The following is a 26,726-nucleotide window of genomic DNA, read 5'->3' as shown; positions in this document are numbered from 1 at the left end:
GGGATCTGCAACTAAATAAAGTACCCGTTCAATCCGGTTTCGACTGCGCTCAACCTACCAGTATCGAGAGTTGAGCGCAGTCGAAACTCGGTTCATGGGGATCTTTTTTGCGCGCAAGTCCCTTACTTCAATTTGAAAGATGCCTTCTAGGGTGAGTATATCAGGGGTTGCAAGATTCTTCGTACTCCTGGCGCGAAATGACCAGAAATTTAAAAATTCTGGTGATATCACTGAAGGGTAAAGAGCAGGACGTTCCTTTCGCCAGATCAGCATCTGCCAGCTAAGTGAAGCGTTGCCAGGCGTCTACCCCTGGTTTGAGACCCACACCTAAAAACACTGTTCAGCGGGAAGAGAGGATAGACAAAAATCTCCTAGCCCCTTCGGGAAAAGGCTTTACAGGTATTTATTGCAGATTGACAACGAGCTAGCCAGCTTTAGTTGGCTCGTGTCACTCTCTGCGCCCTTACTGAGAATTGAGACAAACATGAACGCCAAAATCAAGCTTGTCAGCCTAGGGGCGACGGTGGCGATCGCGCTGCTGCCCACCCCGGCGAGGGCCGACGCGCCCACCCCGCTAGCCGATACCGATGATATTCCCACTGCGCCCACCAGTTTAGAACCGCTGCCAGACGGGGTTCTCGAAGGTGTGCCCGAAGGTGGTGTGGCTGAAGAGGTTGTGCCCGTTGCGAGCCAACCGGCTCCCGGTATCACTGCTGTTAAGCCGACTAACGCCACTATCAACGCTCGTCCTGACCACAGCGCCAGTGTCCAGGCTGAGGCGCTGCGACGACCGCCATCGACCGACAGTGGCGATTTGCAGCCGGTGGAGTCGATCCCGATGGTGGCGGATGTCATGCAGCCCCCTCTCGTCCAGCCTACCGACATCGCCCAAACAGCGACAACGCCATCCCAGTCGGACCAGTGGCACTTTTTGCTGGTGCCCTATGTTTATTTGCCTCTATCGATCTCGGGTTCAGTGGACTATGAGGGAACCGACATCTCGATCCCAGATGGGTCGCGAGATTTCGAAATCAATTCTGACCGCATCAGCACGTCGCTGGAAAATGACTTAAACTTTGCTCTTTTAAGCGGTTTTGAAGCCTGGACGCCGGACTATCACTTAGGAATTTTGGCTAACTTTAACTACCTGTCTCTCACGAGTGATGAGACCCTCACTCGGTCGGCCCGGTTTCCAGGTGCGGCCAACTTTGTGCCGACTGAGTTAAAGGCTTCTTTAGATACTGAACTTTGGAATGCGAGTTTGGCGGCCGGCTATCGCTTCTACGACTCGGCCAGAGTAAATGCTCAAGAGGTGGATACCGAGTTTGACTTAGGGCCTTTTGTGGCGGATGTTTTGGCTGGCCTGAACGTCACCAGCTTGGAGACTGATCTTGATCTGTCTACCAATCTGGGCGGCGAGGTCGAATTTAGTAGAAGCAACACTTTAGTTTCGCCCTTATTGGGGGGGCGGGTGCGGTGGAATGCGAATCCTCAATTAGCCGTCGTCGTATCGGGTACGGTCTCAGGGTTTGGCATCAGTGGACTGACGCGATATGGCGTTCAGGGCGGCGTCTCTTGGCTGTTTTCCGGCAACACTTCCGTGGGGCTGGGGTATCGCTTTGCCTCTTTAGAGTACAACGCCGATGAGGTGGAGATTAATGCAGATCAAAACGGCCCATATCTCAATTTTGGTTTTCGCTTTTAAGTCCGTTTAAGGAACAACTATGAATAGCGCTGCGATCGGTATTTTAAGTCTCGCGTTTGCAATGGCATTGCCAGCTGCCAGCATGGCGGAAACTGTAGTCGAAAAAGTGGCCCGTACCGGGGTGTTAACGGTGGGCACCAGCTTTGACCTAGTGCCCTACTCCTACATTGATGCAGAGGGTGAACTCGTGGGTTACTCCGTCGATGTAGTGGAGCTGATTGAAGCTCAGCTGGAGGCCGAACTGGGCCGCGATATTGTGGTGCAGCGGCAAGAAGTGGTGGATACGGCCAGCCGTATTCCCCTCTTGACCAGCGGCCAGATCGATCTGTCCTGCGATACCCAGTTCACCTGGGAGCGCGATCGCCATGTGGACTTTTCCATGAGCTACGGGCTATCGGGTATTCGCCTGCTAACCCTGGAGGGCAGCAGCCTAGACAGCCCCGAATCCCTGGCTAACCAGCGGATCGGTGTCTTGCAAAACTCCATGGGTCAGCAGGTGATGGGGCTAGTGCAGCCCAGAGCGGTTCTGGTACCGATGGAAACTCTCGATGCCGCCTTTGAGGCGTTGCAAACAGAAGCCGTGGATGCGATCGCGGGCGACAGCGTGGTGATGGCGGGGCTAGTGGCCCAGAAGGGGGGCACAGCCATCTATGAACTGGCCCCAGCGGTGCCCTACGCAAGATACGGCATTGCCTGTATGGTGCCCCAAAACAACTCTACCTTCCTCAATATGGTGGACTACGCCATTGGTAGTCTGCTGCAGGGGTACGTCAGTGGCGATAGTCAGTCTTTGGAGACGGTCAATCGCTGGCTTGGCCCGGAGGGCATCGTGGAGTTGCCCCAAGAGCTGATTGCTGAATTTTTTGAAATGGTGCTGGTGCAGCGGGCGCAGGTACCGCCGTCGGCTACGGCACCCTAGGTTGAGGCGGGTGGGCAATGCCTGCCCTACGTTTCGCAATAGTTACATTCCTGACTTGGAGTTTTGCCCATGAATATTTCTAACCGCACGAGCTACGTAGGCTTTCTGATGATTCTGGCTACCCTCAGCGTCCCCGGCGCGGCGCTAGGTGCCAGCCCAGACGGTAGACCCTCGGCAGCTGCGGCTCTATCTATTGAAGAGCGGCTGTCGCAACTGTCGGCTGCTTTGCAGGCCCGAGCCGAGCAACTGCCTGCAGAAGCCAAAACGGGTCCCAACCCTTTGCTGGCGGTGGGCTTTGCCGATGGTGCGGGTCGCGGCTGGGCCGATGGTGTGCGGGGCGGCTGGGTCGATGGCCATGGCGGCAGCTTTGTCAATCGCAACCCCTGGCGTAACGGCTGGGGCGATGGGGGTGGGTTTGCCAACTGGCATAACTACTAGGAGCTGTCATCAAGTAGCTGCTGAATGACCAAAAACCAAGTGTTACAGCCCCTAGCCTGTTTTTTGGGTCGGGCGTGGCAAGGCTTGATATACCGGACTTTTAGCCACAATTGATGACACGCCCTAGGCAATGAAAGCGTTCTGATGTTCAGCATCACGGTGGGAGCGCACGGCGATGCGATCCTACCGCAGGGCAAAACCCCGCCTTAATGAATCCAAATTTTTGAGAGGGAATTACCCGTCATGACCTCCGTCTATCCGGCCCCCAGTCCTCAGCCTGATGTGGCCTCCGTAGACCCATTTCAGTTTGGCCCGATCGAGCTGGTAGTGATACAGCCCACCTCGTTTTGCAACCTGAATTGCGACTACTGCTACCTCCCCCATCGTCAGCAACGCCATCGGCTCTCCCTAGATTTGCTGGAGCCAATTTTTAAGCGGCTGTTTACCAGTCAGTTTCTGCGCTCAAATTTCAGCATCTGCTGGCATGCGGGGGAACCCCTGGCGGCGGGTCTGGCCTTCTATGAGGCCGCTTTCGCTCAGATTGAACAACTGGCTGAAATTTACAAGCCCGAGGGAATAGGCTTCAACCATTCCATTCAGACCAACGGATTGCTGCTCAACCAGGACTGGTGTGATTTATTTAAGCGCTACCGGGTGCATGTGGGGGTCAGTATCGATGGTCCCGATTTTTTGCACGATGCCCATCGCAAAACCCGCACCGGGCTCGGTAGCCATGCTGGGGCATTAAAGGGCATTGAGCTACTGCAAAAATACGACATTCCCCTGAGCACGATCACGGTTTTGACCGCCGACTCGCTAGATTACCCCGACGAAATCTTCGACTTTTTTATGGAGCACGGCATTACCAATGTCGGCTTCAACATGGAAGAAACCGAGGGTATCCACACCCGCTCATCCCTGACGGGGGTCGGGGTAGAGGCTCGCTACCGGGCTTTTTTGCAGCAGTTCTGGCAGCGGGTGGCCGAGGCGGGTAGCCCCATACAGGTGCGGGAGTTCGAGTCGATTTGCTCGCTGGTGTACACCAACACCCGCCTGCACAACACCGACATGAACCACCCCTTCCGCATTGTCAGCATTGACCACCAGGGCAACTTTGCCACCTTTGACCCCGAGCTGCTGGCCATGCCCAGCGACCACTACGGCGATTTTGCGCTCGGCAATGTGGTTGACCAGAGCTTTGAAGAAGCTTGCCAGACGCCGAAGTTCCAGCGGATGTACCAGGAAATGCAGCAGGGTGTAGCGCTATGCCAGCAGACCTGCGAGTACTTTGGCGTCTGCGGCGGCGGCGCGGGCAGCAACAAGTATTGGGAAAATGGCACCTTTGCCTCTGCTGAAACCCAGGCCTGCCGCTACCGCATCAAAGCGGTGACCGATATTGCCCTGGCTGCTTTAGAAGACTCGCTAGACAGTGACACTGGCTAAGCAGCTGCACAGCCGAGTCCATACAGATTTGGTTTTAACGAGATTGTCACGCCATGCCAACAAAGCTGAGGGAGAAGTATCTCCCGTAAACAGACCCAAACACCAGGAAAAATCCATCATGACTACATTAAAAGATCAGCAAGCCACACCCGGTTACAACTACAAGATCCCCGAATTGAAGTCTCTTTATCATTCTCAATAGGATTGGTATTTTTCGGGATGGCCTGAAAAAAAGGACAAATGCAATGTTATCTAGAACACCTAGGATTTGAACCATGACAAACAACAATTCCCAGCAGACTGAATTCTCTCCAAAACTGCCTACCCAAGATAGCTTGCCGTTCCCACCGACGCCATCGGCGAGTGTGGCAGGGCCGACTATCCAGGAGTCTGTATATAAACAGCGGGTCACGCCCGATCGACTGCCTGAAGATGCACCCAACATCTTAATTGTGTTAATTGACGATGCGGGACCTGCTCTACCCAGTACCTTTGGCGGTGAGGTCAACACCCCGAATCTGACGAAGATCGCTCAAGCGGGCATTGCCTACAATCGGTTTCACACCACCGCCATGTGTTCTCCCACCCGGTCTTCGATGCTGACAGGGCGGAATCATCATCGGGTCGCCAACGGGCAAATCTGTGAACTGGCGAACGATTGGGATGGCTATGCCGGTACCATTCCTAAGAGTAGTGCTACGGTTGCCGAAGTGCTCAAAGACTATGGCTATAGCACTTCCGCCTTTGGTAAATGGCACAATACCCCCGCAGAGCAGACTACCGCAGCGGGGCCGTTCGACAGCTGGCCGACAGGCTATGGCTTCGAATATTTCTATGGCTTTTTGGCCGGAGAAGCCTCTCAGTACGAACCGAATCTAGTTCGAAATACTACCGTTGTCCTGCCGCCTAAAACCGCAGAGGAAGGCTATCATCTCAGCGAAGATTTAGCCGACGACGCGATCGGCTGGCTCCGCAAACACAAAGCCTTTCAGGCCGATAAACCCTTTTTAATGTACTGGGCTAGTGGTGCTATTCATGGCCCCCATCATGTCTTTAAGGAATGGGCTGACAAGTACGAAGGTAAGTTTGACGATGGTTGGGATGCTTATCGAGAGCGCACCTTCCACCGAGCCAAAGAGCTTGGCTGGATTCCTGCCAATACCCAGCTCACTCCGCGGCACGAAACTATGACCGCCTGGGAAGATATCCCAGAAGATCAGAAGCCCTTTCAGCGGCGTCTGATGGAAGTAGCGGCGGGCTATGCCGAGCATGTCGATGCTCAGGTCGGGCGAGTGGTCGATGAAATAGAATCCCTCGGTTACGGAGACAACACGCTCATCTTCTACATTTGGGGCGATAACGGTTCCTCAGCAGAAGGTCAAAACGGCACGATCAGCGAACTGCTGGCGCAGAACGGTATTCCAACCAACGTTGAGGATCACATTCGCACCTTAGACGAACTCGGGGGTCTGGACGTACTTGGGTCACCCCTCACGGATAACCAGTACCATGCCGGCTGGGCCTGGGCCGGAAGTATGCCTTACAAAGGTACTAAACTGCTAGCCTCTTACTTCGGTGGTACTCGCAACCCCATGGCCATCCGATGGCCCGCCAAGATCAACTCCGATCCGACTCCACGTCCTCAGTTCCACCATGTCAACGACTTAGCGCCCACCATTTACGAAATTCTAGGCATCACGCCGCCCCGAGACGTGAACGGCATTTTCCAAGATCCGATCGATGGCATTAGCTTTGCCTATTCCTTTAACGATGCCCAGGCCAAAGATCGCCTAATCACCCAGTATTTTGAGGTCATGGGTAGCCGTGCCATTTATCACGATGGCTGGATGGCTTCTGCGATCGGTCCTCGGCTGCCGTGGGCCACTGGGGTAGATCCCAAGATTTTGACCTGGACTCCTGACCAGGATATATGGGAGCTATACAACCTAGAAGAAGACTGGTCGCAGGCCAAAGACCTGGCCAGTCAAATGCCTGAGAAATTGGCCAAGATGAAGGAACTCTTTATCGTTGAGGCCACCAAAAACAATGCATTGCCGATTGGTGGCGGACTTTGGGTGCCTGTATTCCACCCTGAGATGCGGATCTCGCCACCCTATAAAGAGTGGACATTTTCAGGAGACATTACGCGGATGCCGGAGTTTTGCGCGCCAAAGCTAGGTAATACTCCCAATGTGGTGACGATTGACGCTGATATGCCCGCTGATGCCAATGGCGTGCTCTACAAACTGGGGGCAAACTCGGGGGGGCTCACGTTATTTGTCGAAGATGGCATCCTCTGCTACGAATACAACCTGTTTATTATTCAGCGTACGAAAATCAGATCTGAAGCGAAGCTGCCAGTCGGCAAGGTCAAAATTGAAGTTGAAACCGTCTATGCCAATGAGCCAAAACCAGCCGGGCCGCTGGATATCACGCTAAAGGTCAACGGTAATGCTGTTGGTAAAGGGCAGGTGCCCGTTAGTGCTCCGCTATTGTTTACAGCCAATGACTGCCTTGATATCGGCATTTCCCTAGGCTCTCCAGTTTCTCTGGACTACTACCACAAGGTTCCCTTTAAATTCAATGGCGACATTGCTCAGGTGCATGTCAACTATTTGGGTTTGTAGAGAACGTCATGGGTCTTAGCGGTAAGTAGGTTGGTGCAATTAATTAGACTTGACTACTTAGAAAACCTTGAAAATCCCTGTTTGCCAGGGGCGATCGCCCTTAGGGACTTGCCGGGAAACAAGGTACCCGTTGAGCGGGCTTTCTCCCTTTGGGAGACGCAAGCAAACGACTTCGCTTAACTAGCTCAGTGCTAGGGGCGCCTACAGTTCCTGAATGATTACGTCACCCAATTCAGGTCTAGAGAGAAGCCTTTCTCTTGCTACAAACACAGCTCATTTATTAAGGAGTAATCAAAGCAATGGCCATGACTAATCAGACACCGACCCCAGGCTACAACTATCCCATGAATTTCAAAATGACCACAGAAATTCCGCAGTCGATCACCACGCCGGACAAGGTGGAGACTGCCATCGGTAACCTCGAGTTCTTCGACGGCGTGCCCTCGGAGCAGACGGTACAAACCCTGTACGACAACCTGGATCGCATGCGCGGCGTGCAGACTTTTCTCGCCGGCTACCCGGCGGTCTCCGCGTATGCCCTGTACGACGGTCCAAAGGCGATAGGCGCCGACAAGCCCAACAAGATCCAGATCTGGAAACAGCTGATGGATTCGAAAACATTGTTGCTCACGGGCAATACTTCGACTCTCTATGCGGTCACAACCCTGGATCTGCAGACAGACGGCCCCACCGTAATCGAATTGCCGCCCGGCATGCTCGGCATGCTCGACAGCGCCTGGTTCAAGTTCATCGGCGACTTCGGTGCCGCCGGGCAGGACAAAGGCAAGGGCGGCAAATATCTGATTTTGCCCCCCGGGTATAGCGGCACCGTGCCGGACGGCTACTTCGTGATGAAAGCCCCCACCTATCGCAACTGGGTGTTTCTGCGCGGCTCCATCGCCAACGGTGTGGAACCGGCGGTCGAGAATATCGAGAATAACCTCAAGATCTACCCGCTGGCCAAGGCCGGCAATCCGCCCGCGACCGAATTTATCAACGCATCCGGCAAGGTGGCTAATTTCGTTGCCGCCAATGACTTCACCTTCCTGGAGCAGCTGAACGCTGTGGTCCAGTACGAACCCATCGAATCGCTGAATCCGGAGATCCGCGGCCTTTTCGCCTCGGTCGGCATTATCAAGGGCAAGCCGTTCAATCCAGACGCGCGCATGAAGAAACTGCTCACCGAAGCCGTCGCCATCGGCAACGCCACCGCCCGCGCCATCACCTTCTACCCCCGTAACCCGGGCAACTACATCTACGGCGAGGACAGCGCCTGGCTGATGGGTTATGCGGACAAGAACACCTCATTTACCTACGACGGCGCCTACGATGTATCCGCCGCGACCATGTTCCATTACAACGCTATCGGTGTCACCCCGGCGATGGCGCTCACCCGCCCCGGCGTTGGCTCCGACTACGGCCTCCTCAGTATCGACTCTGAAAAGCGCGCGCTGGATGGCTCCAAAACCTACCGCCTGACCCTGCCGCCCAATGTGCCGGTCAAGGATTTCTGGGCGGTGACCATCTACGACACCCAGACCCGCTCGCAGCTGCAGACCGATCAGCAATTTCCCACCGTCGGCAGCCAGACGGAGGGCATGCAGAAGAATGCCGACGGCTCCTACGATATCTACTTCGCGCCCGAGCCACCCGAGGGTAAAGAGGGCAACTGGCTACAGACGATCCCCGGCAAGAGCTGGTTGATATTGCTGCGCATGTATGGCCCGGAGCAGGCGTGGATTGATAAGACCTGGCGGCCAGGGGAACTCGAACTGGTGAAGTAATCCAAACGCCAATCGCTTTTGAACCACGCGGGCCGGCTCATTCGGCCCGACTCGCGAATTCAGCAGCGAATTTCAAAACACACGAACTCACAACAAAAATAGAGTACAAATCATGAATACCAGAACCACGATAGCCACCGCCATCACACCGGGCTTCAACGAAAAGATCCCGGACGAAATCATGACGCCCGACAAGGTCGAGACCAGCATCGGAACGCTCAACTTCGCCGATGGCGTCCCAGATGCCGAAACCACGCAGAAGCTCTACGACAACCTCGACACGTTCCGAGCGGTCGAGACCTTCCTCAATTTTGTTCCAGCTACATCCCTCGAAGGGCTTCGCCTGGGCCATATCGAGCGAGGTGCCACCGAATCCAACCAGATGCTCATTTTCGAGGAATTGTTGGATTCCAATCCACTGTTCCTTACCGGCAACACCGAGACCGTCTATTGCCTGGGCTTGCTCGATTTGGAAAAAGACGGGCCGACTGTGGTCGAAATCCCGCCCGGTTGCGGACCAGGCACCTGTGATGATGCCTTCTTCCGCTTCGTGATCGACATGGGATTGCCTGGTCCCGATCGGGGCGAAGGCGGCAAGTATCTCATCGTGCCTCCCGGCTATGAGGGTGAAGTGCCCAAGGACAAAAAGGACGGAGGCGAGTACTACGTCGCGCATTCGCGATCCTATGTGAACTGGGTGCCCCTTCGTGGGTTCCTCGTCGACGGCAAACCAGACGCCGCGGTGAAAATGTTCAAGGACGGGGTCAAAATCTACCCTCTGAGCAAGGCCGACAATCCTCCGGCCATGGAGTTCATCAACTGCTCGAAAGAAGTCTTCAACACGATTCACGCCAACAACTACAAGTTCTACGAAGAACTGGACCACGTCATCCAGCGAGAACCCGTCGACTTCATTGACCCGGAACTTCGCGGCATCGCCGCCGCCATCGGCCTCGTCAAAGGCAAGGAATTCGCCCCAGACGAGCGGATGAAGAAGATCCTGACCGACGGAGTGGCCATTGCCAACGGCACCGCCCGTGCGATCGCTTTCCGCAACCGCGATCTACGCTCGAAAATCTTCGAAGACCGCCAATGGACGAGCGGCTTTATCGGCGGCGACTATCGCTGGCTCGGGGGCGACGGTCTTGCAGGCCGTGATTTCGATGCCCGCACCTTTTTCTTCTACCTCGCCACGGTGAACACACCGGCGATGGCCATGAAGATGGTCGGCAAGGGCTCGCAGTACGCGCTCGTGTTTGTCGACAAGGATGGGGAGCCGTTTGACGGCTCGAAGAACTACAAGCTTCACATCCCTGCGAACGCCCCGGCCAAGGATTTCTGGTCGGTCGTCGTTTACGATCCGCAGACACGCTCCGAACTCCAGACCAGCCAGCCCTTCCCCAGCAAGAACAACACGGGTGACAAACTTGTCGAAAACGCCGATGGCTCGGTCGATCTCTACTTCGGCCCCAAGGCCCCCGAGGGCAAGGAAGCCAACTGGATCGCCACCGTCCCCGAAAAGGGCTGGTTCACCTGCTTCCGCCTCTACGGCCCGCTCGAACCATGGTTCGACAAGACCTGGCGTCCCGGAGACATCGAACTCGTGAAATAAGACGACGAATCTTGAAGGGGAAATAATCAACTTCGATTCTGAACCACGCGGGCCGGATCCAATCGTCCGGCCCGCGAATTCAGAGGCGAACACTCCGGGAAAGACCCCAAGCCATGCAAACCATACACAAGTTCTTCTCATGCGCACTCGTTGGCCTTAAAGCTGCCGGGCTGCCATTCAACTGAGCCTTACGGACCGATCTTCTGGACGGCCAACCATGCCCCCTACGACCCTGACCGAGGCCGAGGTCTACACCATTTGCTTAGAGGCCTACCTCTACCTCTACCCCCTGATTTTGATGAATGTCACCCGCAAGGTCGCCACCAATACAGCCCCCGGTCAGCGCCCTGGTCTTGGCCCCGCCAATGCCTTTGCCCACAGGCTAGCCTTTGCTGCGGGGGATTTTCGAGCGGTGGTGAAGCCGAACTTTGACACGCTCTACTCCAGCGCCTGGCTAAATCTCTTGGCCGAGCCGATGGTAGTGTCGGCACCGGATATGGGCGATCGCTACTACCGACTGCCCATGCTCGACATGTGGAGCGACGTGTTTGCCGTACCCGGTCAGCGCACCAGCGGGGCGGGGGCGAGGCACTGGGCCGTAGTGCCCCCCCGCTGGCAGGGCAGCCTGGCCGAGGGAGTCGATCGCATTGATGCCCCCACACCCATCGTGTGGATTTTTGGCTGCACCCAAACCCATGGCCCCGCCGACTACCCTGCCGTCTATGCCCTGCAGGAAGGCTACCAGGTCACGCCCCTCTCCCAGTGGGGGCGGGAACCCAGCCCCGTTGTCTTTCGGCCTGACCCGACGGTAGATATGCAGACCCCGCCGCTGCACCAGGTAAACGCCATGCCGGTAGAGAAGTTTTTGGCCTATGGGGCGGCGCTGATGGCCCAGCACCCGCCCCACCCCACCGACTGGTCGCAGCTGGCGCGGTTTAAACGCCTGGGGTTGTTGCCGGGGCATCTCTTTCACCCAGAACCGCTCGACCCCGCCGTGCGGGAGGGTTTGCAGTCGGTACCCACCGATGCGATCGCCGCCATGCAGGCCCAATCTGCCACCCTGGGGCGGGTTGTCAATGGCTGGCAGATGCCCCCCGATACCCTGGGCGTCTACGGCAACGCCTACCTAAAGCGGGCAACCGTCGCCATCACCGACCTGGGGACCAACCCGCCGGAGGATGCCGTCTTTCTCCAAAGCGTTGCCGATGCCCACGGGGAAGCCATTGTGGGCGGCAAACCCTATCGCCTGCATTTCGAGGCGGGGGCGCTGCCCCCGGTGGATGCCTTTTGGTCGATTACCCTCTACGACGGCGACGGGTTTCCGGTGTCAAACAAGCTGGAACGGCATGCGGTGGGCGATGGTCGTTGGCGTAGCCGCCCCAGAGGGGCTAGACCGGCCAAAGGCGATCGCGGCCCCCTCACCTACAACGCCGACGGCTCACTCGATCTTTACATCCAGCCCGACCGCCCTGGCCCAGACTTGGACGCCAACTGGCTACCGTCGTCACCCGCCATCGGCCTGCTCAACCTCACCCTGCGCCTCTACGCCCCCCGGGCCGAGGCCCTAGATGGGCGGTGGGTGCCGCCTGCGGTGAACCCCTTGGCCTAGACCAGATCCCAGGGTTCTTAAAGAACCCTGGGATCTAAAGGCCCCAAAAATCTTTCTTTAACGAGAACAATCATTTTCTAAAACAAATCGGTGGGGGACGATCGCCCTCGATGTGACCTTGGCGATAGAGGCGATTGCGCTTACCCTCGCCCAAGACCTCGACCCCAACGCCACAGAGGTGCTGCAACTTATGCTGAAAGATTTCAAATCCACTAAAGAGGTCCAACCATGAAAAGACTATCCCTGGCATCTATACTCTTAGCGTCGATGAAGATGTTGCCCTGGCTAGCGGCATCGGTATGCGTGGCGTGGCAAGCATCAGCTTCGTCGTTTTTACCGCCCCAGGCCATCGCTTCTGCACCCCAGCTTGTGGCCCAGTCGGCAACCGATCTGACCGATGAGCCTGCCAGTACCGACGAGCAGCCCACCAGCGCTGACGAACTGGTGATCGACGATTTAACTAGCGACCAGTCGGCCCAGATCGAGCTGATTTTTGAAGAATACCAGCCTCAGATTGAAGCGGCCATTCTCACCTACGAAGAGGCAGCAGCAGGTCTAGCAGGTCTGCCGCTGCCCGATACTCCAGCGGCGAATCTGAGCATCGCTCGCGAGACCGTGCTGGATGCCGAGCGGGCCGCCAAAGATTTGATCTTTGAGCGCAACCTGGTGGTGCGGGAGGTGCTCACCCTCGATCAGCGCCAGGCGCTGAACACCTACCTGCGCAACGGGCTAGGGCTCTAGGTTAGAGCGGTTATGACATCCTCGTCCCTTTTTCTAAAACTATCTCCCATGACTACGCAATATCCCATGACTATGAAATATCCCGGCCCTTTTACCAGGTGGATAAGGAGCGGTGCGATCGCCACAGTCGCCGTCAGTGCAACAGTGCTCAGCACCACTTCGGGCTGGACGATCGAGCCAGACACACCAGCGCGGTTTCATCAGAACTCAATGGCGGTAGCCAAGCCCGTGGCTACCGCCATTGAGAAGCCTGCCCCGGTAGCGTTACCCTGGGCCGTTTCCGCCGCCTCAGCGACTACAGAGTCAGCGGCGGTGGCATCGCCTTTGGCGAACGAAGCCCTATGTACCGTCTCAACTTGCTTGAGTTTGAGCCCTCCCGACCCTGCTCAAGCACCCGCGTTGGTGGCATTTACCGAACCGGAAACGGCCATCTCTCTACCTGACAGTACTACCGCGATCGCCCAGGCCGCAGACGGTGAAGCCTCGGGGCAGGCTGACCTGGCCAAGGCGTCTCAAAACCCGATCGCCAGCCTGATTTCCGTTCCCTTGCAAAACAACACCAACTTTGGGGTGGGCGAGTTTGATCGCACCAGCAACATTCTCAACGTGCAGCCGGTCATCCCGGTGCCGCTGAGCGACAGCCTGACTCTGGTCAACCGCACGATTGTACCGATTGCCTACCAGCCCGAGCTGGCTCCGGGCCTCAATAGTGCCTTTGGCCTGGGCGACATCAACTACACCGGCTTTTTTGTGCCTAACACCACGGGCAACTTTACCTGGGGAGTTGGCCCATCCATTGTGCTGCCCACGGCGACCGATACCGTGTTGGGGACAGGCAAGTGGTCGGTTGGGCCAGCGGCGGTCGGCCTAGTGAGCCAGGGACCCATTGTGGCGGGGGCGTTGGTCAGCCAGCTCTGGTCTTTTGCCGGAGATGATGACCGGAGCGACGTTAGCCTGTTAACGATCCAGCCCTTCTTTAACTACAACTTTGAGGGCGGTTGGTACGCGACGACCTCTCCCATTATTAGCGCCAACTGGGAAGCCGATGACGATACTTGGACGCTGCCGATTGGGGGTGGGGCCGGTCGTGTCTTTAACATTGGTCGCCAGCCTGTAAATGCCTCGGTGCAGGCCTATTGGAACGTCATCAAGCCAGATGGAGCCGCCGACTGGACCCTGCGCGCGCAGCTTACCCTGCTGTTTCCATAGCGAAAGCAACTCCCGTGTCATCCCTTAAAGAGGAATACAAAAATGGCTATCCAGCAGACAGAACCGCTGCCATCTTGGAACGATGGCCAAGCTAAACAATCCATCATCGAGTTCGTTGCCAAGGTCACAAAGGATGGTGAATCAACCCTTGTACCACCTCCTGAACGCATCGCTGTTTTTGACAATGACGGTACCCTCTGGCCTGAAAATCCGCTGCCATTTCAACTAGCTTATGTTCTGGATGAGCTGAAGCGCCGTACCCCTCATGAACCTACGTTAGCCGCAGATCTAATGGTGCAAGCGGCACTGAATGGGGATTTAAAGAAACTCCTTGGCGATAGCTACAAGGGGCTCTTGCATGTCTTGGCGTTGACCCATATCGGGATGACGACCGCTGAATTTCGGTTGACTGTAGAAGACTGGCTGGCCTCAGCTGCCCACCCGAAATCGGGCAAACCTTACGACCAGATGGTCTATCAGCCAATGTTAGAGTTGCAGGATTATCTGACAGCAAACGGTTTCAAGAACTTTATTGTTTCTGGGGGCGGAGCTGATTTTATGCGGGTTTGGGCAGAGCGGGTCTATGGTATCCCTCCAGAACAGATTGTTGGGAGCACTGCCGAGACCCAATACGAACTCCGTGATAGCGGACCCGTGCTGGTAAAAACCATGAATCATTTGTTTGTAAATGACAAGCAAGGCAAGCCTGTCGGCATTCATCAGTTTATCGGTCGTCGTCCAATCGCTTGTTTTGGCAATAGCGATGGCGATCAGGCCATGCTGGAATACACGACGATCAATAATCCTTACCCCAGTTTGGGGCTGATTGTTCACCATACGGATGGGGAACGCGAATATGCTTACGACGTTAAGCCCCAGGGCACCGGTAAGCTCGACCAAGCTTTACAGGCGGCTGACTACCGGGGTTGGACCGTCGTCAACATGAAGACAGATTGGCAGGTCGTGTATCCATTTGAGCTGAGTTGAGTCTGGCAAAGTCCATGAAAGAAACTAACGAGACAGACCATGGCAGAAGAAACCCCTGACTTAGGCCTTCAAGAAAAGCTGCTCGTCGTAGTTGGCACCCTCTTGGGTGGCGTCGTCACTTGGGTCATCATCACCCAGCTGCCCATCATGCAGGCGACGGTGGTCAGTTCTGTTTTACTGGCCAGCCTGGTGGTGACCTGCGCCTATCTCACCAATCGCTTTTGGTGGTGGATGGGGGTGGGTGCGATCGCGGTGGGCCAGAGATGCGTCTGAGCGATCGCCAACGCCCTCCCGACTGGCTTTTTCCCCAAGCCGATTTAGACGATATCTTGCCCAACTAGCAGCCGACCTTTGTGGACGACCTGTTTTTGTCTTACAACACCTCTGCGGCATTTAGCCCTACCGATGTGGCCCCGATCACCGCTCGGGCCAAGCTGATGCTGATGGCCCAGCGCCTGATTTCTTTGGCCACCATTCTAGTAGTGGTGTCTCGCGCCATCGGTATTATTGGCACTTAAAACCCTACGTCTGAAGGAGTTACGCAACCTTCAAAACCGAAGCTTTAATCTGCTGTCGGGTGGGCAATGCCCATCAACCTTAATTCAGTGGCATTCCCCCCTACAACTACTATCAAATCAGGAGAACGACTGATGGAATCTCAAGGGGCCAAATCATCCAACGAACTTGCCCAAGACCGTACCAATCTTGCCGTCGATCGCACCCTGATGGCCGCCAGCCGCTCTCTGATGGCCTGGGTGCGTACAGGACTGTCGATGATTGGCTTTGGCTTCACGATTTATAAGTTTCTTAGCTCTGGAGCCGGTCCCGGTTGGAGCGCTCAGAACCCAGAGCAGGCGGGGATATTCTTGATCGCCCTGGGTATTGTCTCAATCATTTTTGGCGCGATTGAATATACCCAGACCGTAGGCGACCTGCGTCGAGAATACCACTGCAAATACAGAAAGTATCCCCTAATCATGGCATTTCTGGTTGGTGGATTAGGGCTCTCGTTGCTGATTGAAGCATTAATAAACCGTACTTGAAGCAAAGTCTAAGGCCAGGTCAAAATGCCTTTTCCGCTAGCCGACCCAGAAAAAAGCGGAGCACTAGAGCGCAACATTATTCAGGTCTGAGGTTCATGGAGACACTTAGCATAGAAAGGCTCGAACATTCACTATCTACCTTTATTTTTCTGCTTAAGTTTTTACTAGAGGCTCTAGCTGCCCTCATCGTTTTCTGGGGACTACTAAGAACCTTGCAATACGCGTTCCAAATGAATCGGCGAAAGCGGGGGCGTCAGCCGATTTTAGAATATCCGTTTGAATTCAGCCAAATTAGACTAACTTTCGGTCTGTGGTTAGCTTTGGCTTTAGAATTTCAGTTGGCAGCAGATATTCTCAGCACGACCATATCACCTAGCTTCGAGGAACTGGGCAAGCTCGCGGTCATTGCGGTCGTTCGAACCTTTCTCAATTACTTTCTTACCAAGGAGCTTGAAAAAGAATCCCAAGAGATCAAGCATTCTTCTCACCCCCAAGAAGAGCCGATAAGCTGACGACTCACGCAAACAAAAATCTAGAAGTAGTTTACGACTTGACTGCTAAAACCTGTACAGAGAAACCGTTGCCATGAGTGGGTGTCCAACGACTTTTAAAACTATTTTGAAGGTAATCATACCTGGGGCACTAGCTCTGCTTTTAACGCTTGGGTTGTCTCCCCAATCTGCTCTGGGGCAAGACTCTGGTTTGTTCCCCCGCTTGGGCAGCAGTGGCGAAGTCGGCGACCTGGCCTATGGGACGGTCCGACTGGATGGGCGTAACCTGTTTGAGGTTGCCGTCAAAACTTCAGGGAGTGACTCAGACCAACCCGGCACCAAACTTTTAGGCGTGCGGGTCGATTTGATTGAAAACCGATTACGACAGATTTTGACCCAGCTGGTGGCCCAAAATCAGGTGCTAGAAAGCCAGCAGATTGTCGTCAACAAGCTCAATACCTCGTTTGTGGTGCTGGTCATCACAGCAGAAACATCCAAGCCTCTATCGATCGTCACCGTGACCAATGGCGATGCCGAAATCTACGGCTTACCTGCCTCCGATGTAGCAGATTTTTACGCCACCCGCATTCGAAAGGCGCTGACCCGGGGCTATCAGGAACGCCAGCTAAACTACGTGGTCAGGCAGCTGGGGTGGGCTGCCATGATTGGGCTGGCGGCAGCTTTAGTAACCGCAGTTTTGGTCTTTGTAGACAAACGCCACCATCGTCGGCAGCAACATCTGCGAGACCAGTGCAATCAAATCAGCGAGAGCATCGCCGCCATCGATCCCCAAGTCTCTGCAGAAGATTCGGCCCAGCGGGAAACGCTCAGGCAGGAGCAACATCTCCTCAACCGCCAGATCAGCGGGTTAAGAACCCGAACCCGGATTCGCCACATTATCACCGTTGTCATCTGGTTGATAGCCATTAGCTTTGGGCTGCGCCTATTTCCCCAAACTCGCACGTTAGGCGTACTACTGATTCGTCAACCCATTTGGATTATGCTGCTTTGGTTTGGCATCGTTCTGGCCGTGCGAATCACTCACGGATTCTCTGACCGTCTGCTTGAATTTTGGGCCAGTCAGCACAACAACGGTTTGCCCCATGGCCAAAACCGCCGCCAACAACGGCTACCCACGCTTTCAAAAACCCTGAAAGGTATTGAGACTGCACTGCTTTACATCCTTGGCCTGGTGATAACCTGCCGCATTCTGACCTACTTTTCTGACTTTGAGCTGGTGGCCAGCGTTGGGGTGTTAGGGGTAGCCGTATCCATTGGTTTTCAATCGTTAATTAAAGATGCGCTGTGCGGGGCCATGGTGCTGTGGCAGGATGCCTTTACGGTCGGCGACGTGGTCGCGATTGGGGCAGTCAGTGGCTATGTCGAAATGCTGAACCTGATGGTGACTCAGCTGCGTAGCTCGGGGGGGGAACTGATTACCATTAGTAACGGCGAGATCTCCACCGTAAAAAATATGACCAAAGAGTGGTCTCGCATGGAACTGACCCTGGAGATTGCCTACGATGCCGATATCGATAAAGCGCTTCACATTATGAGCCAGATTTTGGCCACCATGTCTCAGGAGGCGGAGTGGCGTGATTCGATTCTGGAAGCCCCCGATATTCTGGCTATTGAAGCGTTGGCGGCCAGCGGTATCACCCTCAAGATTCGGGCAAAGACCGCACCCATGCAGCAGTGGAAGATCAGCCGAGAATATCGACGACGACTCAAACAGCAGTTGGATCAGGCCGGTATTGCGATGGGGCGTCCTCAGCAGACTATCGTAATTGAGCCCAACAGCGTAACTCCCCCGGTGCCAAAACAATGAAACCCTCATCCTCCCGATCGTCGTCCCGGAACCGGTTGCAGACGTTGCTGCCGATTACGGCCTGGTTGCCCCACTATCCAATGGCGGGGTGGCGGGCTGATGTGGTGGCGGGTCTCGCGATCTGGGCCTTAACCGTACCTCAGGCCCTGGCCTACGCCGGGATCGTGGGGGTGTCTCCGGTGGCGGGTCTCTATGCCATTCCGTTGGCGATGATCGCCTATGCCTGTTTGGGCACGTCTCGCACCCTCAGTGTGGGACCTGACTCGGCTACCGCACTGCTCTCGGCTACGACCGTCGGGGCATTGGCGGCCTCGGGTACCCAGGGCCATATGACCCTGACGGCAGAACTGGCGATGCTGGTCGGCGTCCTGTTTCTGATGTTTGGCCTGCTGCGGCTGGGCTGGGTGGCAAATTTCCTCGCCACGCCGGTACTGAAGGGGTTTACCTACGGTCTAGCGGTGATCATCATTTTGGGTCAGGTGCCAAAACTGCTGGGTATTACGGCGGGTAAAGGGCATTTCTTCCGTCAGGTGTGGGCGATTGTGGCTCACCTGCCCCAGGCCCATGGGCTGACGGTGCTGGTGGGCATCTTTAGCCTGCTGCTGCTGTTTACCCTGCCGCGCCTTGCGCCCAAGGTTCCGGCTTCTCTGATCACTGTCGTTGTGGCGATTGTTGGGGTAACGCTGCTGAATCTGGAAGCCCAGGGGGTTGATGTGGTCGGCAGTATCCAGACGGGCCTGCCGCCTCTGACCCTACCGACCCTGTCGCTCAAGCAGCTCAAGGTACTGATCCCTGGGGCTCTGGCGATCGCCCTGGTGGGCTATGCCGAATCGATCGCCGTGGCCAAAACCTCCGCTGAAGTGACCGGGGAAGAGATCGATGCCAACCAGGAACTGGTGGCCCTGGGGGTGGCGAATTTGGGGGCGGGCTTTAGCTCTGGCTTTGTGGGCATGGGCAGTCTGTCGCGGGGCTCGGTGATTATGGCGGCGGGGGGGCGCAGCCAGGTGGTGTCGCTGGTGAATGCTGTGCTGGTGGTGCTGACGCTGCTGGTGCTGATGCCGCTGTTTCGCAATCTGCCCCAGGCCACCCTGGCAGCCCTGGTGATTGCAGCGATGGTGCGATCGCTCAAGCCCCAGTACGTGAAAAAGCTGCGCCGCATCCGAGTAGAAGAGTTTCGGCTGTTTACAGCTGTATTTTTAGGGGAACTTTTTCTCGGCGTATTTCCGGGGATTGCCCTGGGAGTAGTGCTCTCCCTGCTACAGGTGATCCGCCGAGGCAGCTACCCCAACACAGCGGTTCTGGGCAAAAAGCCCGGCAAAGAAATCTACCTGGACCACATTCTGTACCCTGACGTTGAGACGGTGCCGGGGCTGTTGATCTACCGCTTTGATGCCCAGCTAGCGTTTGCCAATGCTCCCCACTTTGTCAACCAACTGCGCCGCTATATTGCCGCCGCAGACCCGCCTGTGCAGCAGGTGCTAGTGAGTGCCGAGACTCTTCACGATATCGATACCACCGGCATTGATCAGCTGCTGAAGTTACACAAAGAACTGCGCCAACAGGGGATATCACTGACCTTTGCTGGCCTCCATGACCAGGCCTACGCCATGCTCAGGCGTTCAGGGGCGGTGGATGTGATTGGCAAGAGCCATTTCTATGAGTCCATTGCCGATGGGCTGGAGAGTTTTATCCAGTCCCAGGGAAGTGACCCGAGCCATCCCGCTGATCGCCTGCCATGACGGTTGAATCATTGATGCAAATTGAGATTAAAACTGCAAAGGAGCGCCGAACACCCATGGCTCGAACTCAACCCTCTGCTTTGGCTAAACCCTATAGAGGCTATACTGCGGCCTCCCTTACATTTGGTAAGTCTTTTCAGCGATGGCTGAGGGCGGCTAAACGGGCGACGCAGCCGCTGACTAAACTCACCCAACCTATGGTTTGGGGTGGTGCGGCGACTCTACTGGCGGCGCTCTCAGCAGAGCATTGCGATTCAGTCTACCGCTGCAGATCAGCCTGACCCAATACGCCCCCCATTGTCGGAATAGATCGCCAAGATCGCGGTCGCTGCGAGAGTTGATTGCTGCATGACTCAAGGGGCGATCGCAAGACTTACTAAAGTGGGCTTCTGATCTGAAAGTTATGGGGTGCATCCTACTTTTGCAGATGCCTAAGTCATTCCCACGCAGGTGGGAATCCATTTGAGAGTAAGCTATCCGGCGTGGATTCCCGTCTGCACGGGAATGACAGACCTGTCGTTCATCAGGGCAATGAATTTGCTGTTCTAGATGAACCTATTCATTTGATCAGGAGTTAAACCATGAGTGAGAAAATTGATCAATTTTGCGAATCTCTGCGGCAGCAGCTGACCGAGATTGAAACCAAGTTGACCCACGCCAAAACCGACCTAGAGACGGTTCCTCAAGATACTCAGCATCTCGTCAAGTCCAAACTTGAAGACGCCAAGGCTCAGCTCGCCACCAACCAGCAGAAGGCCGAAGCGGCCAAGACCGATGTGCAGCAATGGCTGGCCGCCAAGAAGTCTGAGGTCAAGTCTCAGGTAGAAGAATGGAAAGCTGGCCGCGAAGTCGATAAGTTGGTGTCGCGGGCCGATCGCACGGAATCCTATGCGGCCAGCGCCATTGTGTTCGCAGCCGCCGCCGTGCAAGAGGCTCAGGTTGCCGTGCTAGAGGCGATCGAAGCCCGCATGACGGCGGATGAGGCCGTCTCAGAATAGAGCCATGGGGGCGGGCCGTTCCCGTCCCTTTGCCTGTTCAGTTGCCCCAGGCAATTGAACATTGACCAGCCCAGCCCTTGCCCACGTACAATTACTAACCACAACCAGCACAGGCGTAAAAGATACCTATGAAGCGCTCATCTAACTCTCACACCAATGGCTTGACCACACCGGGTAGAGCGGCAGGTTTAGCAAAACCGCACCTGCTCAACCGGCTGCGTCGCTGGCTATTAATGGGCCTGCCCGCCGTTTCTCTGGCCGCCACTGGAGTTGCGATCGATGCTTTCATTCCCAGGCCAACCCAGGCGGCAGACGAGATTCGCCTGCTGGTCACTGGCCCATTTGTGTTTACCCTGTCGGTCGATGCCCTGGAAACCTTTGCCGAAACCGGCGAGATCACGGGTAATCTCAGGAACTATGCCCGCTTTTTAGATGCTGAAACCCTGGAGCTGTTCCGCAGCGGACTGAACCGCAAATTTCCGCTGGATGTGGTCACCGTCGGCAACCTAACCTATTCTCCCCTGGGCCGCGATGCGCTGCTGAACATCGGCAAGGTGTTTCAGGCCTATCGGGGCGTGAACGGGCAAAAGGCGCTGCGGGCAGCGGTGATCGGGGCGGCGGCCCAGGCCGATGCCGAGGGCTGGACGCTGCTGGACGTGTTGCGCCAGTTCCCTACCGCCAGTATTGATATTGAGCTATCAGACCTGCTGGCCCTGCGGCGCGAGCTGTCGGTCTACCTGAGCTACAACAATGCAGTGGTGTCAGCCATTCAGACCCAAGCGGCGGCTGAGGCCGCTAGCCAGGCTGGACTTGAACAGGCTGTGCTCAGCGAGCTTAGTCAGCCCGGCCCCTATGCCCACACCACCCAGACCGTGACGGTGAGAAACCCGGCCCTGCGGCAGACCCAGCAGGGGTTGACCGTAAACTACGACTTTGATGTCGATGTGTACTTGCCCAGCGGGCTCACCACCCCGGCCCCCGTGGTGATCATTTCCCACGGGTTTGGCGATGTCAAAGAGAGTTTTGCCTTCTTAGCTGAGCACCTGGCCTCCTACGGCTATGTGGCGATCGTGCCCGACCACGTGGGCAGCGATTTGCAGTACCGCGAACAATATTTACAGGGGCGCTTGAATACCCTGCTGAGCCCGATGGAGTTTCTCAATCGGCCCCAGGAAATCTCGTTTTTGATCGACCAGCTAGAGGAGCTGGTAGCTACCTCGCCCGATTGGGACGATACCCTAAACCTAGACCAGATCGCCATGGTGGGTGACTCCCTGGGCAGCTCGACAACGCTGGCGATCGCCGGAGCAGAGATCAACCGCGCCCGCCTGGTCGAAGCCTGCAACCGCGATACGCTGCTGCTCAACTTTGCCCTTTATCTGGAATGCCGCGCCCAGCACCTACCGCCGGAAAACTACGACCTGTCTGATCCCAGGGTCAAAGCTGTGATTGCCGGGCACCCCCTGGGCGCAGCCCTCTACGGGCCGGAGGGCATCGGCCAAATCGATATACCCCTGCTGATGGTATCGGGGTCGGAGGATATTGTTTCTCCAGCGGCGACCGAGCAGTTTCACACCTTTGTGTGGCTTCAGAACCAGCCCAAATACCTGGCCCTGCTCGACGTGGGCACCCACTTTTCTTCCAAGCCGGGGCGCGATGCCTCAGGCTTCTTTAAGCTGATTGCCGGGGAAAATCGCAATGTTGGCACCGCCTACTACCAGGCCCTGAGCGTCGCCTTTTTGAATGCCCACCTGCGCGGTCAAGAGGCCTACCTACCCTACCTGACTGCCCGAGCCGCCCAGCAGGCCAGCGAGGGCGAGCCGATGACGCTCAGCATAATTACCTCGCTAACCCCGGAGCAGATCGAGACCGCCTACGGACGCTCGGCTCCGGTGCCGATTATTCCGCCAACGGCGGCGCCAATTCCTCCCCGACCCGAGAGCGTTTTGGCTGAGATCAAACAAACGGGTGTGCTCAAGGTGGCGCTGCGCCGCGATGCGGCCCCCTTTGGCTTTATCGATCAGCAAGATGGCTGGGATGGCTACTGCGGCGATGTGGCGATCGCCCTCAGCGACTACCTGACCGAAGCCCTGGATTCAGATGTCGAGGTCCAGGTGGCGGAACTGGCCTCAGACCTGACCAATCGATTTGACCTGGTGCGCGCTGGTGGCGTGCATCTGGAATGCGGCCCCAACACCATCCGTGAAGATGTGGAAGGGGTAACCTTCTCTACCCCATTCTTTACAGCCAGTACTCAGTTTTTGGTGCTCACCGGGCGCGAGACCGAGGTCAACCCCAATCTTCCCCTGGCTAACGTGCGCCTGGGCGTGCTGGAAAATACCACCACCCTAGACTTTGTCGAGACCACCTATCCTGACGCTGAGGTGGTGACCTTTGCTGGCCCCGAGGGCCGTAAAAACGGCGTCGCCGCAACGGCATCCGGCGAGGTCGATGCCTTTGTCAGCGACGGCATTTTGTCCTACGCCGAACTGCTGCTCGAGCAGGGTTCTACCGAGGGCTTTTCGATCATCCCCGAGGTGCCGCTGACCTGCGAGTTTTACGGGCTGATTTTGCCCAACGATGATCCAGAGTGGCGATCGCTGGTGAATGGTTTTCTGGCCAGCGAGGCCGAAAATGCTGTGGCCAGAGACTGGTTTGAGGCGATCTATCCAGAGACCTTTAACAAAACCGCCTTTTGCCTCAATCGGTAGGGTTTCGAGGACCAAGCCATTGCCTTGGTCCTCGAATCGGTCAGGGCTTCTTAGTTTTGTCTTAGGTTTTGCCCCTAACGGGCTTAAAAAAACTGGAATTTATCGGTCTGATGTCAGGGGGGAGTGAACCCTTCCATGCCATCTATCTACTAACTATTTTCCCCCTCAGCGGGCTTGTAAGGCCAGACTCTGTACTCCGCTATAAGCGGGCTTGGTGCTGCGGTTGCTATGAGGAGCAAAAGAACACCAGTAGACCAGTGCACGATCTCTTAATTTGGTCTTTTCGAGACGTTTGCACGTGTCTTCGTCATGAGCAGCGACTAAGGTCAGCGTGTTACTGGTGCAGCGCTCAGCAGCCAGTGCTAAGTTTCTATTCTAAACCCGGTTGCTGCACGAAGTGTGGTTCATGGCTAGGGGACGGGTACAACTATCGGTCTGAAGTCACCTACCAAGATAAATGGAATGCTGAGGCTATAGGTCAACTGCTCACCAACTGGGATAGTCTCAAGCCTAAATCTCGCCGAATACTACCAACTCGCCAAATACTACCAACTCTCCAACGGTCAGGGTTGCTCGCGACGGCTGCCCTGGTGGTAGCCCCCGTGATCGCCCCCGTCTTTGCCCAAACTATTGACCCAGCCGCCGATGCACTGCTGCGCGACCTGGGCACCTACATTGACGGGGCTAACAGCTTTACGGTAGATTTGCAGATCGAGGTAGATGAACTGTCGCCTCGGGGCCAAAAGATTCAGTACAGCAGCCGCGTCGATCTGGCGGTGCGGGGCAACGATCGCGCCTACGCCTACGAGGTGGGCGACCTGCGCGATCGCACCCTCTGGTTTAACGGCGACACCTTCACTGTGCTCAACCGCGACCTCAACCACTACGTAGTGGTTGATACGCCCAATACTCTGGCCGAGGCGATTCCCTTTTTAGAAGATGCGGGGGCCAACTTTGTATTATCTGACTTTGTCACCGGCAGCTTTTACGCGGGGGTGACCAGCAACATTGAAACCGGCGACTACCTGGGGATACACCAGGTGGGCGATCGCCAGTGCCACCACCTGGCTTTTACCCAAAGCAACATCGACTGGCAAATCTGGATCGCTGACGGCTATGAAATTGTGCCCTGCAAACTACTAACGCGATGTGCAACTAAAGAATGAGAAAAGGTTTCATCTCTGTAAGCTAGAGCTACCAACAGTTCTAATCATTTTCAGGAATGAAACCATGTTTGATATTGAAGAGTTTATCATTGCCGTCTTCTTGGTGGTCGATACCTATCTGACGCCGTTACTCCAGCACTCTCCTCCCCGTCGCAAAGGTGCGGCACCCGCGCTGAGTGATAGTGAAGTTTTGACCCTCGAAATCGTGGGTGAATTTTTGGGGCACCACGAAGATGCCAAAATCTGGCGCTACTTCCATCACCACTGGCACGCCTGGTTTCCAGCCTTACCGGACCGGACGACCTTTGTCCGGCAAGCCGCGAATCTTTGGCACTACAAGCAACTGCTACAGCAAAAGTTGTTGCAAGTGTTAGGCGCTAATGAGAGCGATTTGTATCGCGTCGATGGCTTTCCGATGCCGGTCTGTGGCTTCAAACGCGCGCGCCAGGCGAAAGTCTTTGCCGGACTGGCTAGCTATGGCAGTTCCGCGACCAAGCTCGGCACGTTTTACGGGTTCCGCGGTCATCTACTCATCAACGCTCAAGGACTCATTATGGGCGTGAGCGTCACTCCAGCGCACGTCGATGAACGCGATGTGGTGCCGGAGTTGGTGAGCGGTCTCCAAGGTCTATTGCTCGGTGACAAAGGCGATATTCGGGAGGTGCTGCGCGAAGACTTAGCCCATCAAAGCTTAACGCTGCTGACACCCCTGCGACGCAACATGAAACAGTATCACCCGCAATGGAATCGGACCGTCAGTCGCCACCGGCAACTGGTCGAAACCGTGATTGGGCACTTATGTCATTGGTTTGATATCGAGCATATCCGCGCCCGAGACCGCTGGCATTTGACTAGTCGGGTGGCTCGCAAAGTGCTCGCTCATACCGTGATGAGTTATCTGAATCACCTCAAAGGCAGACCCTGTCTGAGATTTGAGGATTTGATTAAGGCCTGAGCTGGAAAACACTTAATTGCACATCACGTTACTAATCACCTACAAAAACCTGCCCCAGTCACCCCAGTACACCGCCTACTTCGGCGAATGGGTGTTCGAGCCGCGCCTGCCCGATCGCCTGTTCAACTTTGTGCCTACGCAAGATGCCAGCCAGGTCGAATTTGTCCCTCGTCAGTAGTGCATTGAGGCCATACCTGGTCGCAGGGCATTGGCATCGCAAAGTTGTGCCTGACTGCGGCTGGCCCATGGTCACCCACTCGCCATTTCACCAGCTATTAGAGAAAAGGGAGAAGCCTTCGCTATGAAACTTATTTTTAAGCGCCTACAATATTCACTCCGCACGGGCCTATTGGCGCTGATGACGACAGCTTACCTAGCTACGATATTGAGCGATGTGGCACTGGCCCAGCGGCGCGGTGGAGGCGGCGCTCGGGCTGGCGGAGCTAGCGTCCAACGCCCAAGCGGCGGCGGTCGGTCGGCAGCCACCTCTAGAGGGGGCAGCACCACCCGTGAGGGAGGCAGCATATTGGGGCTAACCGTTCAGCCGAGCGGCAGGCTGGCCAGAGCGGCGATCGCCAAGCCAACCGCAACGAAAACCAGGGCGATCGCATAATCTGACCAGGAGCGACCACCACTGAACAATATCCCCAACGCGCCCCCCAGACAAGCCCCAGAGCAAGTCACCAACCGTTCGGCTACCCGATTTCGTAGATTCCGTGGC

Annotated in this window: 24 protein-coding genes; 23 read left to right on the top strand and 1 reads right to left on the bottom strand. The window is 56.0% G+C overall.

The features are described 5' to 3' along the window. Positions 1 to 484: 484 nt before the first annotated feature. The 23 genes from JUK32_RS05155 to JUK32_RS05045 all read left to right on the top strand — a co-directional run bounded on the left by JUK32_RS05155 (position 485) and on the right by JUK32_RS05045 (position 26,541). Positions 485 to 1,705, top strand: coding sequence for a hypothetical protein (locus tag JUK32_RS05155; protein WP_204137781.1), 1,221 nt, complete (start codon positions 485 to 487; stop codon positions 1,703 to 1,705). A gap of 19 nt (positions 1,706 to 1,724) precedes the next feature. After that, a complete protein-coding gene (gene grrP / locus JUK32_RS05150) occupies positions 1,725 to 2,624 on the top strand; it encodes an extracellular substrate binding-like orphan protein GrrP (protein ID WP_204137780.1) in 900 nt (299 codons plus the stop codon). Positions 2,625 to 2,693: 69 nt separating this feature from the next. Beyond that, positions 2,694 to 3,062: a GrrA/OscA1 family cyclophane-containing rSAM-modified RiPP gene (gene grrA, locus JUK32_RS05145; protein ID WP_204137779.1), complete on the top strand. Its 369-nt coding sequence runs from the start codon at positions 2,694 to 2,696 to the stop codon at positions 3,060 to 3,062. 243 nt (positions 3,063 to 3,305) lie between these two features. Next, complete coding sequence (grrM, locus tag JUK32_RS05140) at positions 3,306 to 4,505, top strand: cyclophane-forming radical SAM/SPASM peptide maturase GrrM/OscB (RefSeq protein ID WP_204137778.1); 1,200 nt, start codon at positions 3,306 to 3,308, stop codon at positions 4,503 to 4,505. Between the two features lie 275 nt (positions 4,506 to 4,780). Beyond that, on the top strand, positions 4,781 to 7,132 hold the full coding sequence (locus tag JUK32_RS05135) for an arylsulfatase (protein ID WP_204137777.1): 2,352 nt from the start codon (positions 4,781 to 4,783) through the stop codon (positions 7,130 to 7,132). Positions 7,133 to 7,488: 356 nt separating this feature from the next. Next, a complete protein-coding gene (locus tag JUK32_RS05130) occupies positions 7,489 to 8,916 on the top strand; it encodes a DUF1254 domain-containing protein (protein ID WP_204137776.1) in 1,428 nt (475 codons plus the stop codon). A gap of 112 nt (positions 8,917 to 9,028) precedes the next feature. Further along, the gene (locus JUK32_RS05125) at positions 9,029 to 10,528 is read left to right on the top strand and encodes a DUF1254 domain-containing protein (protein WP_204137775.1); all 1,500 of its coding nucleotides are present in this window, start codon (positions 9,029 to 9,031) and stop codon (positions 10,526 to 10,528) included. Positions 10,529 to 10,745: 217 nt separating this feature from the next. Continuing rightward, positions 10,746 to 12,137 (top strand): DUF1254 domain-containing protein, encoded by a 1,392-nt coding sequence (locus JUK32_RS05120; protein WP_204137774.1) that lies wholly within the window; start codon positions 10,746 to 10,748, stop codon positions 12,135 to 12,137. 228 nt (positions 12,138 to 12,365) lie between these two features. After that, the gene (locus tag JUK32_RS05115; protein ID WP_204137773.1) at positions 12,366 to 12,878 is read left to right on the top strand and encodes a hypothetical protein; all 513 of its coding nucleotides are present in this window, start codon (positions 12,366 to 12,368) and stop codon (positions 12,876 to 12,878) included. A gap of 48 nt (positions 12,879 to 12,926) precedes the next feature. Further along, the gene (locus tag JUK32_RS05110; RefSeq protein WP_204137772.1) at positions 12,927 to 14,087 is read left to right on the top strand and encodes a neuromedin U; all 1,161 of its coding nucleotides are present in this window, start codon (positions 12,927 to 12,929) and stop codon (positions 14,085 to 14,087) included. A 42-nt stretch (positions 14,088 to 14,129) separates the two neighbouring features. Next, positions 14,130 to 15,074 (top strand): HAD family phosphatase, encoded by a 945-nt coding sequence (locus tag JUK32_RS05105; protein ID WP_204137771.1) that lies wholly within the window; start codon positions 14,130 to 14,132, stop codon positions 15,072 to 15,074. 39 nt (positions 15,075 to 15,113) lie between these two features. Further along, positions 15,114 to 15,347: a hypothetical protein gene (locus tag JUK32_RS05100; protein ID WP_204137770.1), complete on the top strand. Its 234-nt coding sequence runs from the start codon at positions 15,114 to 15,116 to the stop codon at positions 15,345 to 15,347. A gap of 80 nt (positions 15,348 to 15,427) precedes the next feature. After that, positions 15,428 to 15,592 carry a hypothetical protein gene (locus JUK32_RS05095; RefSeq protein WP_204137769.1) on the top strand — a complete coding sequence of 55 codons (165 nt, stop codon included), beginning with the start codon at positions 15,428 to 15,430 and terminating at the stop codon, positions 15,590 to 15,592. 132 nt (positions 15,593 to 15,724) lie between these two features. Next, positions 15,725 to 16,117 carry a YidH family protein gene (locus JUK32_RS05090; protein ID WP_204137768.1) on the top strand — a complete coding sequence of 131 codons (393 nt, stop codon included), beginning with the start codon at positions 15,725 to 15,727 and terminating at the stop codon, positions 16,115 to 16,117. Positions 16,118 to 16,212: 95 nt separating this feature from the next. Continuing rightward, entirely contained in the window at positions 16,213 to 16,629 is a 417-nt protein-coding gene (locus tag JUK32_RS05085) for a DUF1622 domain-containing protein (RefSeq protein ID WP_239112348.1), read from the top strand. Positions 16,630 to 16,783: 154 nt separating this feature from the next. Then, a complete protein-coding gene (locus JUK32_RS05080; RefSeq protein ID WP_204137767.1) occupies positions 16,784 to 18,436 on the top strand; it encodes a mechanosensitive ion channel family protein in 1,653 nt (550 codons plus the stop codon). After that, positions 18,433 to 20,175, top strand: coding sequence for a SulP family inorganic anion transporter (locus tag JUK32_RS05075; RefSeq protein WP_204137766.1), 1,743 nt, complete (start codon positions 18,433 to 18,435; stop codon positions 20,173 to 20,175). The genes JUK32_RS05080 and JUK32_RS05075 overlap by 4 nt, the downstream gene beginning before the upstream one ends. A 581-nt stretch (positions 20,176 to 20,756) precedes the next feature. Beyond that, complete coding sequence (locus JUK32_RS05070; protein WP_204137765.1) at positions 20,757 to 21,173, top strand: hypothetical protein; 417 nt, start codon at positions 20,757 to 20,759, stop codon at positions 21,171 to 21,173. 128 nt (positions 21,174 to 21,301) lie between these two features. Beyond that, complete coding sequence (locus JUK32_RS05065; protein WP_204137764.1) at positions 21,302 to 23,884, top strand: alpha/beta hydrolase; 2,583 nt, start codon at positions 21,302 to 21,304, stop codon at positions 23,882 to 23,884. A gap of 569 nt (positions 23,885 to 24,453) precedes the next feature. Continuing rightward, complete coding sequence (locus JUK32_RS05060; RefSeq protein ID WP_204137763.1) at positions 24,454 to 25,050, top strand: DUF2092 domain-containing protein; 597 nt, start codon at positions 24,454 to 24,456, stop codon at positions 25,048 to 25,050. A gap of 64 nt (positions 25,051 to 25,114) precedes the next feature. Beyond that, a complete protein-coding gene (locus tag JUK32_RS05055) occupies positions 25,115 to 26,005 on the top strand; it encodes an IS982 family transposase (protein ID WP_204137762.1) in 891 nt (296 codons plus the stop codon). A 16-nt stretch (positions 26,006 to 26,021) separates the two neighbouring features. Next, the gene (locus JUK32_RS05050) at positions 26,022 to 26,183 is read left to right on the top strand and encodes a DUF2092 domain-containing protein (protein WP_204137761.1); all 162 of its coding nucleotides are present in this window, start codon (positions 26,022 to 26,024) and stop codon (positions 26,181 to 26,183) included. Between the two features lie 214 nt (positions 26,184 to 26,397). Continuing rightward, complete coding sequence (locus JUK32_RS05045) at positions 26,398 to 26,541, top strand: hypothetical protein (RefSeq protein WP_204137760.1); 144 nt, start codon at positions 26,398 to 26,400, stop codon at positions 26,539 to 26,541. A 4-nt stretch (positions 26,542 to 26,545) separates the two neighbouring features. Here the strand turns inward: JUK32_RS05045 and JUK32_RS05040 are convergent. After that, on the bottom strand, positions 26,546 to 26,726 hold a 181-nt coding region (locus JUK32_RS05040; protein ID WP_204137759.1), incomplete at its 5' end, for a hypothetical protein.

It is taken from the genome of Halomicronema sp. CCY15110, from assembly GCF_016888165.1.
Classification (GTDB): Bacteria; Cyanobacteriota; Cyanobacteriia; order Phormidesmidales; family Phormidesmidaceae; genus Halomicronema.
This window is presented reverse-complemented; position numbering and strand designations above follow the sequence as displayed.

What these genes read in the sequence shown, in the direction of transcription:
- JUK32_RS05155 (WP_204137781.1), top strand. Translation starts at nt 485, where the DNA reads ATGAACGCCAAAATCAAGCTTGTCAGCCTAGGGGCGACGGTGGCGATC.
- grrP (WP_204137780.1), top strand. Translation starts at nt 1,725, where the DNA reads ATGAATAGCGCTGCGATCGGTATTTTAAGTCTCGCGTTTGCAATGGCA.
- grrA (WP_204137779.1), top strand. Translation starts at nt 2,694, where the DNA reads ATGAATATTTCTAACCGCACGAGCTACGTAGGCTTTCTGATGATTCTG.
- grrM (WP_204137778.1), top strand. Translation starts at nt 3,306, where the DNA reads ATGACCTCCGTCTATCCGGCCCCCAGTCCTCAGCCTGATGTGGCCTCC.
- JUK32_RS05135 (WP_204137777.1), top strand. Translation starts at nt 4,781, where the DNA reads ATGACAAACAACAATTCCCAGCAGACTGAATTCTCTCCAAAACTGCCT.
- JUK32_RS05130 (WP_204137776.1), top strand. Translation starts at nt 7,489, where the DNA reads ATGACCACAGAAATTCCGCAGTCGATCACCACGCCGGACAAGGTGGAG.
- JUK32_RS05125 (WP_204137775.1), top strand. Translation starts at nt 9,029, where the DNA reads ATGAATACCAGAACCACGATAGCCACCGCCATCACACCGGGCTTCAAC.
- JUK32_RS05120 (WP_204137774.1), top strand. Translation starts at nt 10,746, where the DNA reads ATGCCCCCTACGACCCTGACCGAGGCCGAGGTCTACACCATTTGCTTA.
- JUK32_RS05115 (WP_204137773.1), top strand. Translation starts at nt 12,366, where the DNA reads ATGAAAAGACTATCCCTGGCATCTATACTCTTAGCGTCGATGAAGATG.
- JUK32_RS05110 (WP_204137772.1), top strand. Translation starts at nt 12,927, where the DNA reads ATGACTACGCAATATCCCATGACTATGAAATATCCCGGCCCTTTTACC.
- JUK32_RS05105 (WP_204137771.1), top strand. Translation starts at nt 14,130, where the DNA reads ATGGCTATCCAGCAGACAGAACCGCTGCCATCTTGGAACGATGGCCAA.
- JUK32_RS05100 (WP_204137770.1), top strand. Translation starts at nt 15,114, where the DNA reads ATGGCAGAAGAAACCCCTGACTTAGGCCTTCAAGAAAAGCTGCTCGTC.
- JUK32_RS05090 (WP_204137768.1), top strand. Translation starts at nt 15,725, where the DNA reads ATGGAATCTCAAGGGGCCAAATCATCCAACGAACTTGCCCAAGACCGT.
- JUK32_RS05085 (WP_239112348.1), top strand. Translation starts at nt 16,213, where the DNA reads ATGGAGACACTTAGCATAGAAAGGCTCGAACATTCACTATCTACCTTT.
- JUK32_RS05075 (WP_204137766.1), top strand. Translation starts at nt 18,433, where the DNA reads ATGAAACCCTCATCCTCCCGATCGTCGTCCCGGAACCGGTTGCAGACG.
- JUK32_RS05070 (WP_204137765.1), top strand. Translation starts at nt 20,757, where the DNA reads ATGAGTGAGAAAATTGATCAATTTTGCGAATCTCTGCGGCAGCAGCTG.
- JUK32_RS05065 (WP_204137764.1), top strand. Translation starts at nt 21,302, where the DNA reads ATGAAGCGCTCATCTAACTCTCACACCAATGGCTTGACCACACCGGGT.
- JUK32_RS05055 (WP_204137762.1), top strand. Translation starts at nt 25,115, where the DNA reads ATGTTTGATATTGAAGAGTTTATCATTGCCGTCTTCTTGGTGGTCGAT.
- JUK32_RS05045 (WP_204137760.1), top strand. Translation starts at nt 26,398, where the DNA reads ATGTGGCACTGGCCCAGCGGCGCGGTGGAGGCGGCGCTCGGGCTGGCG.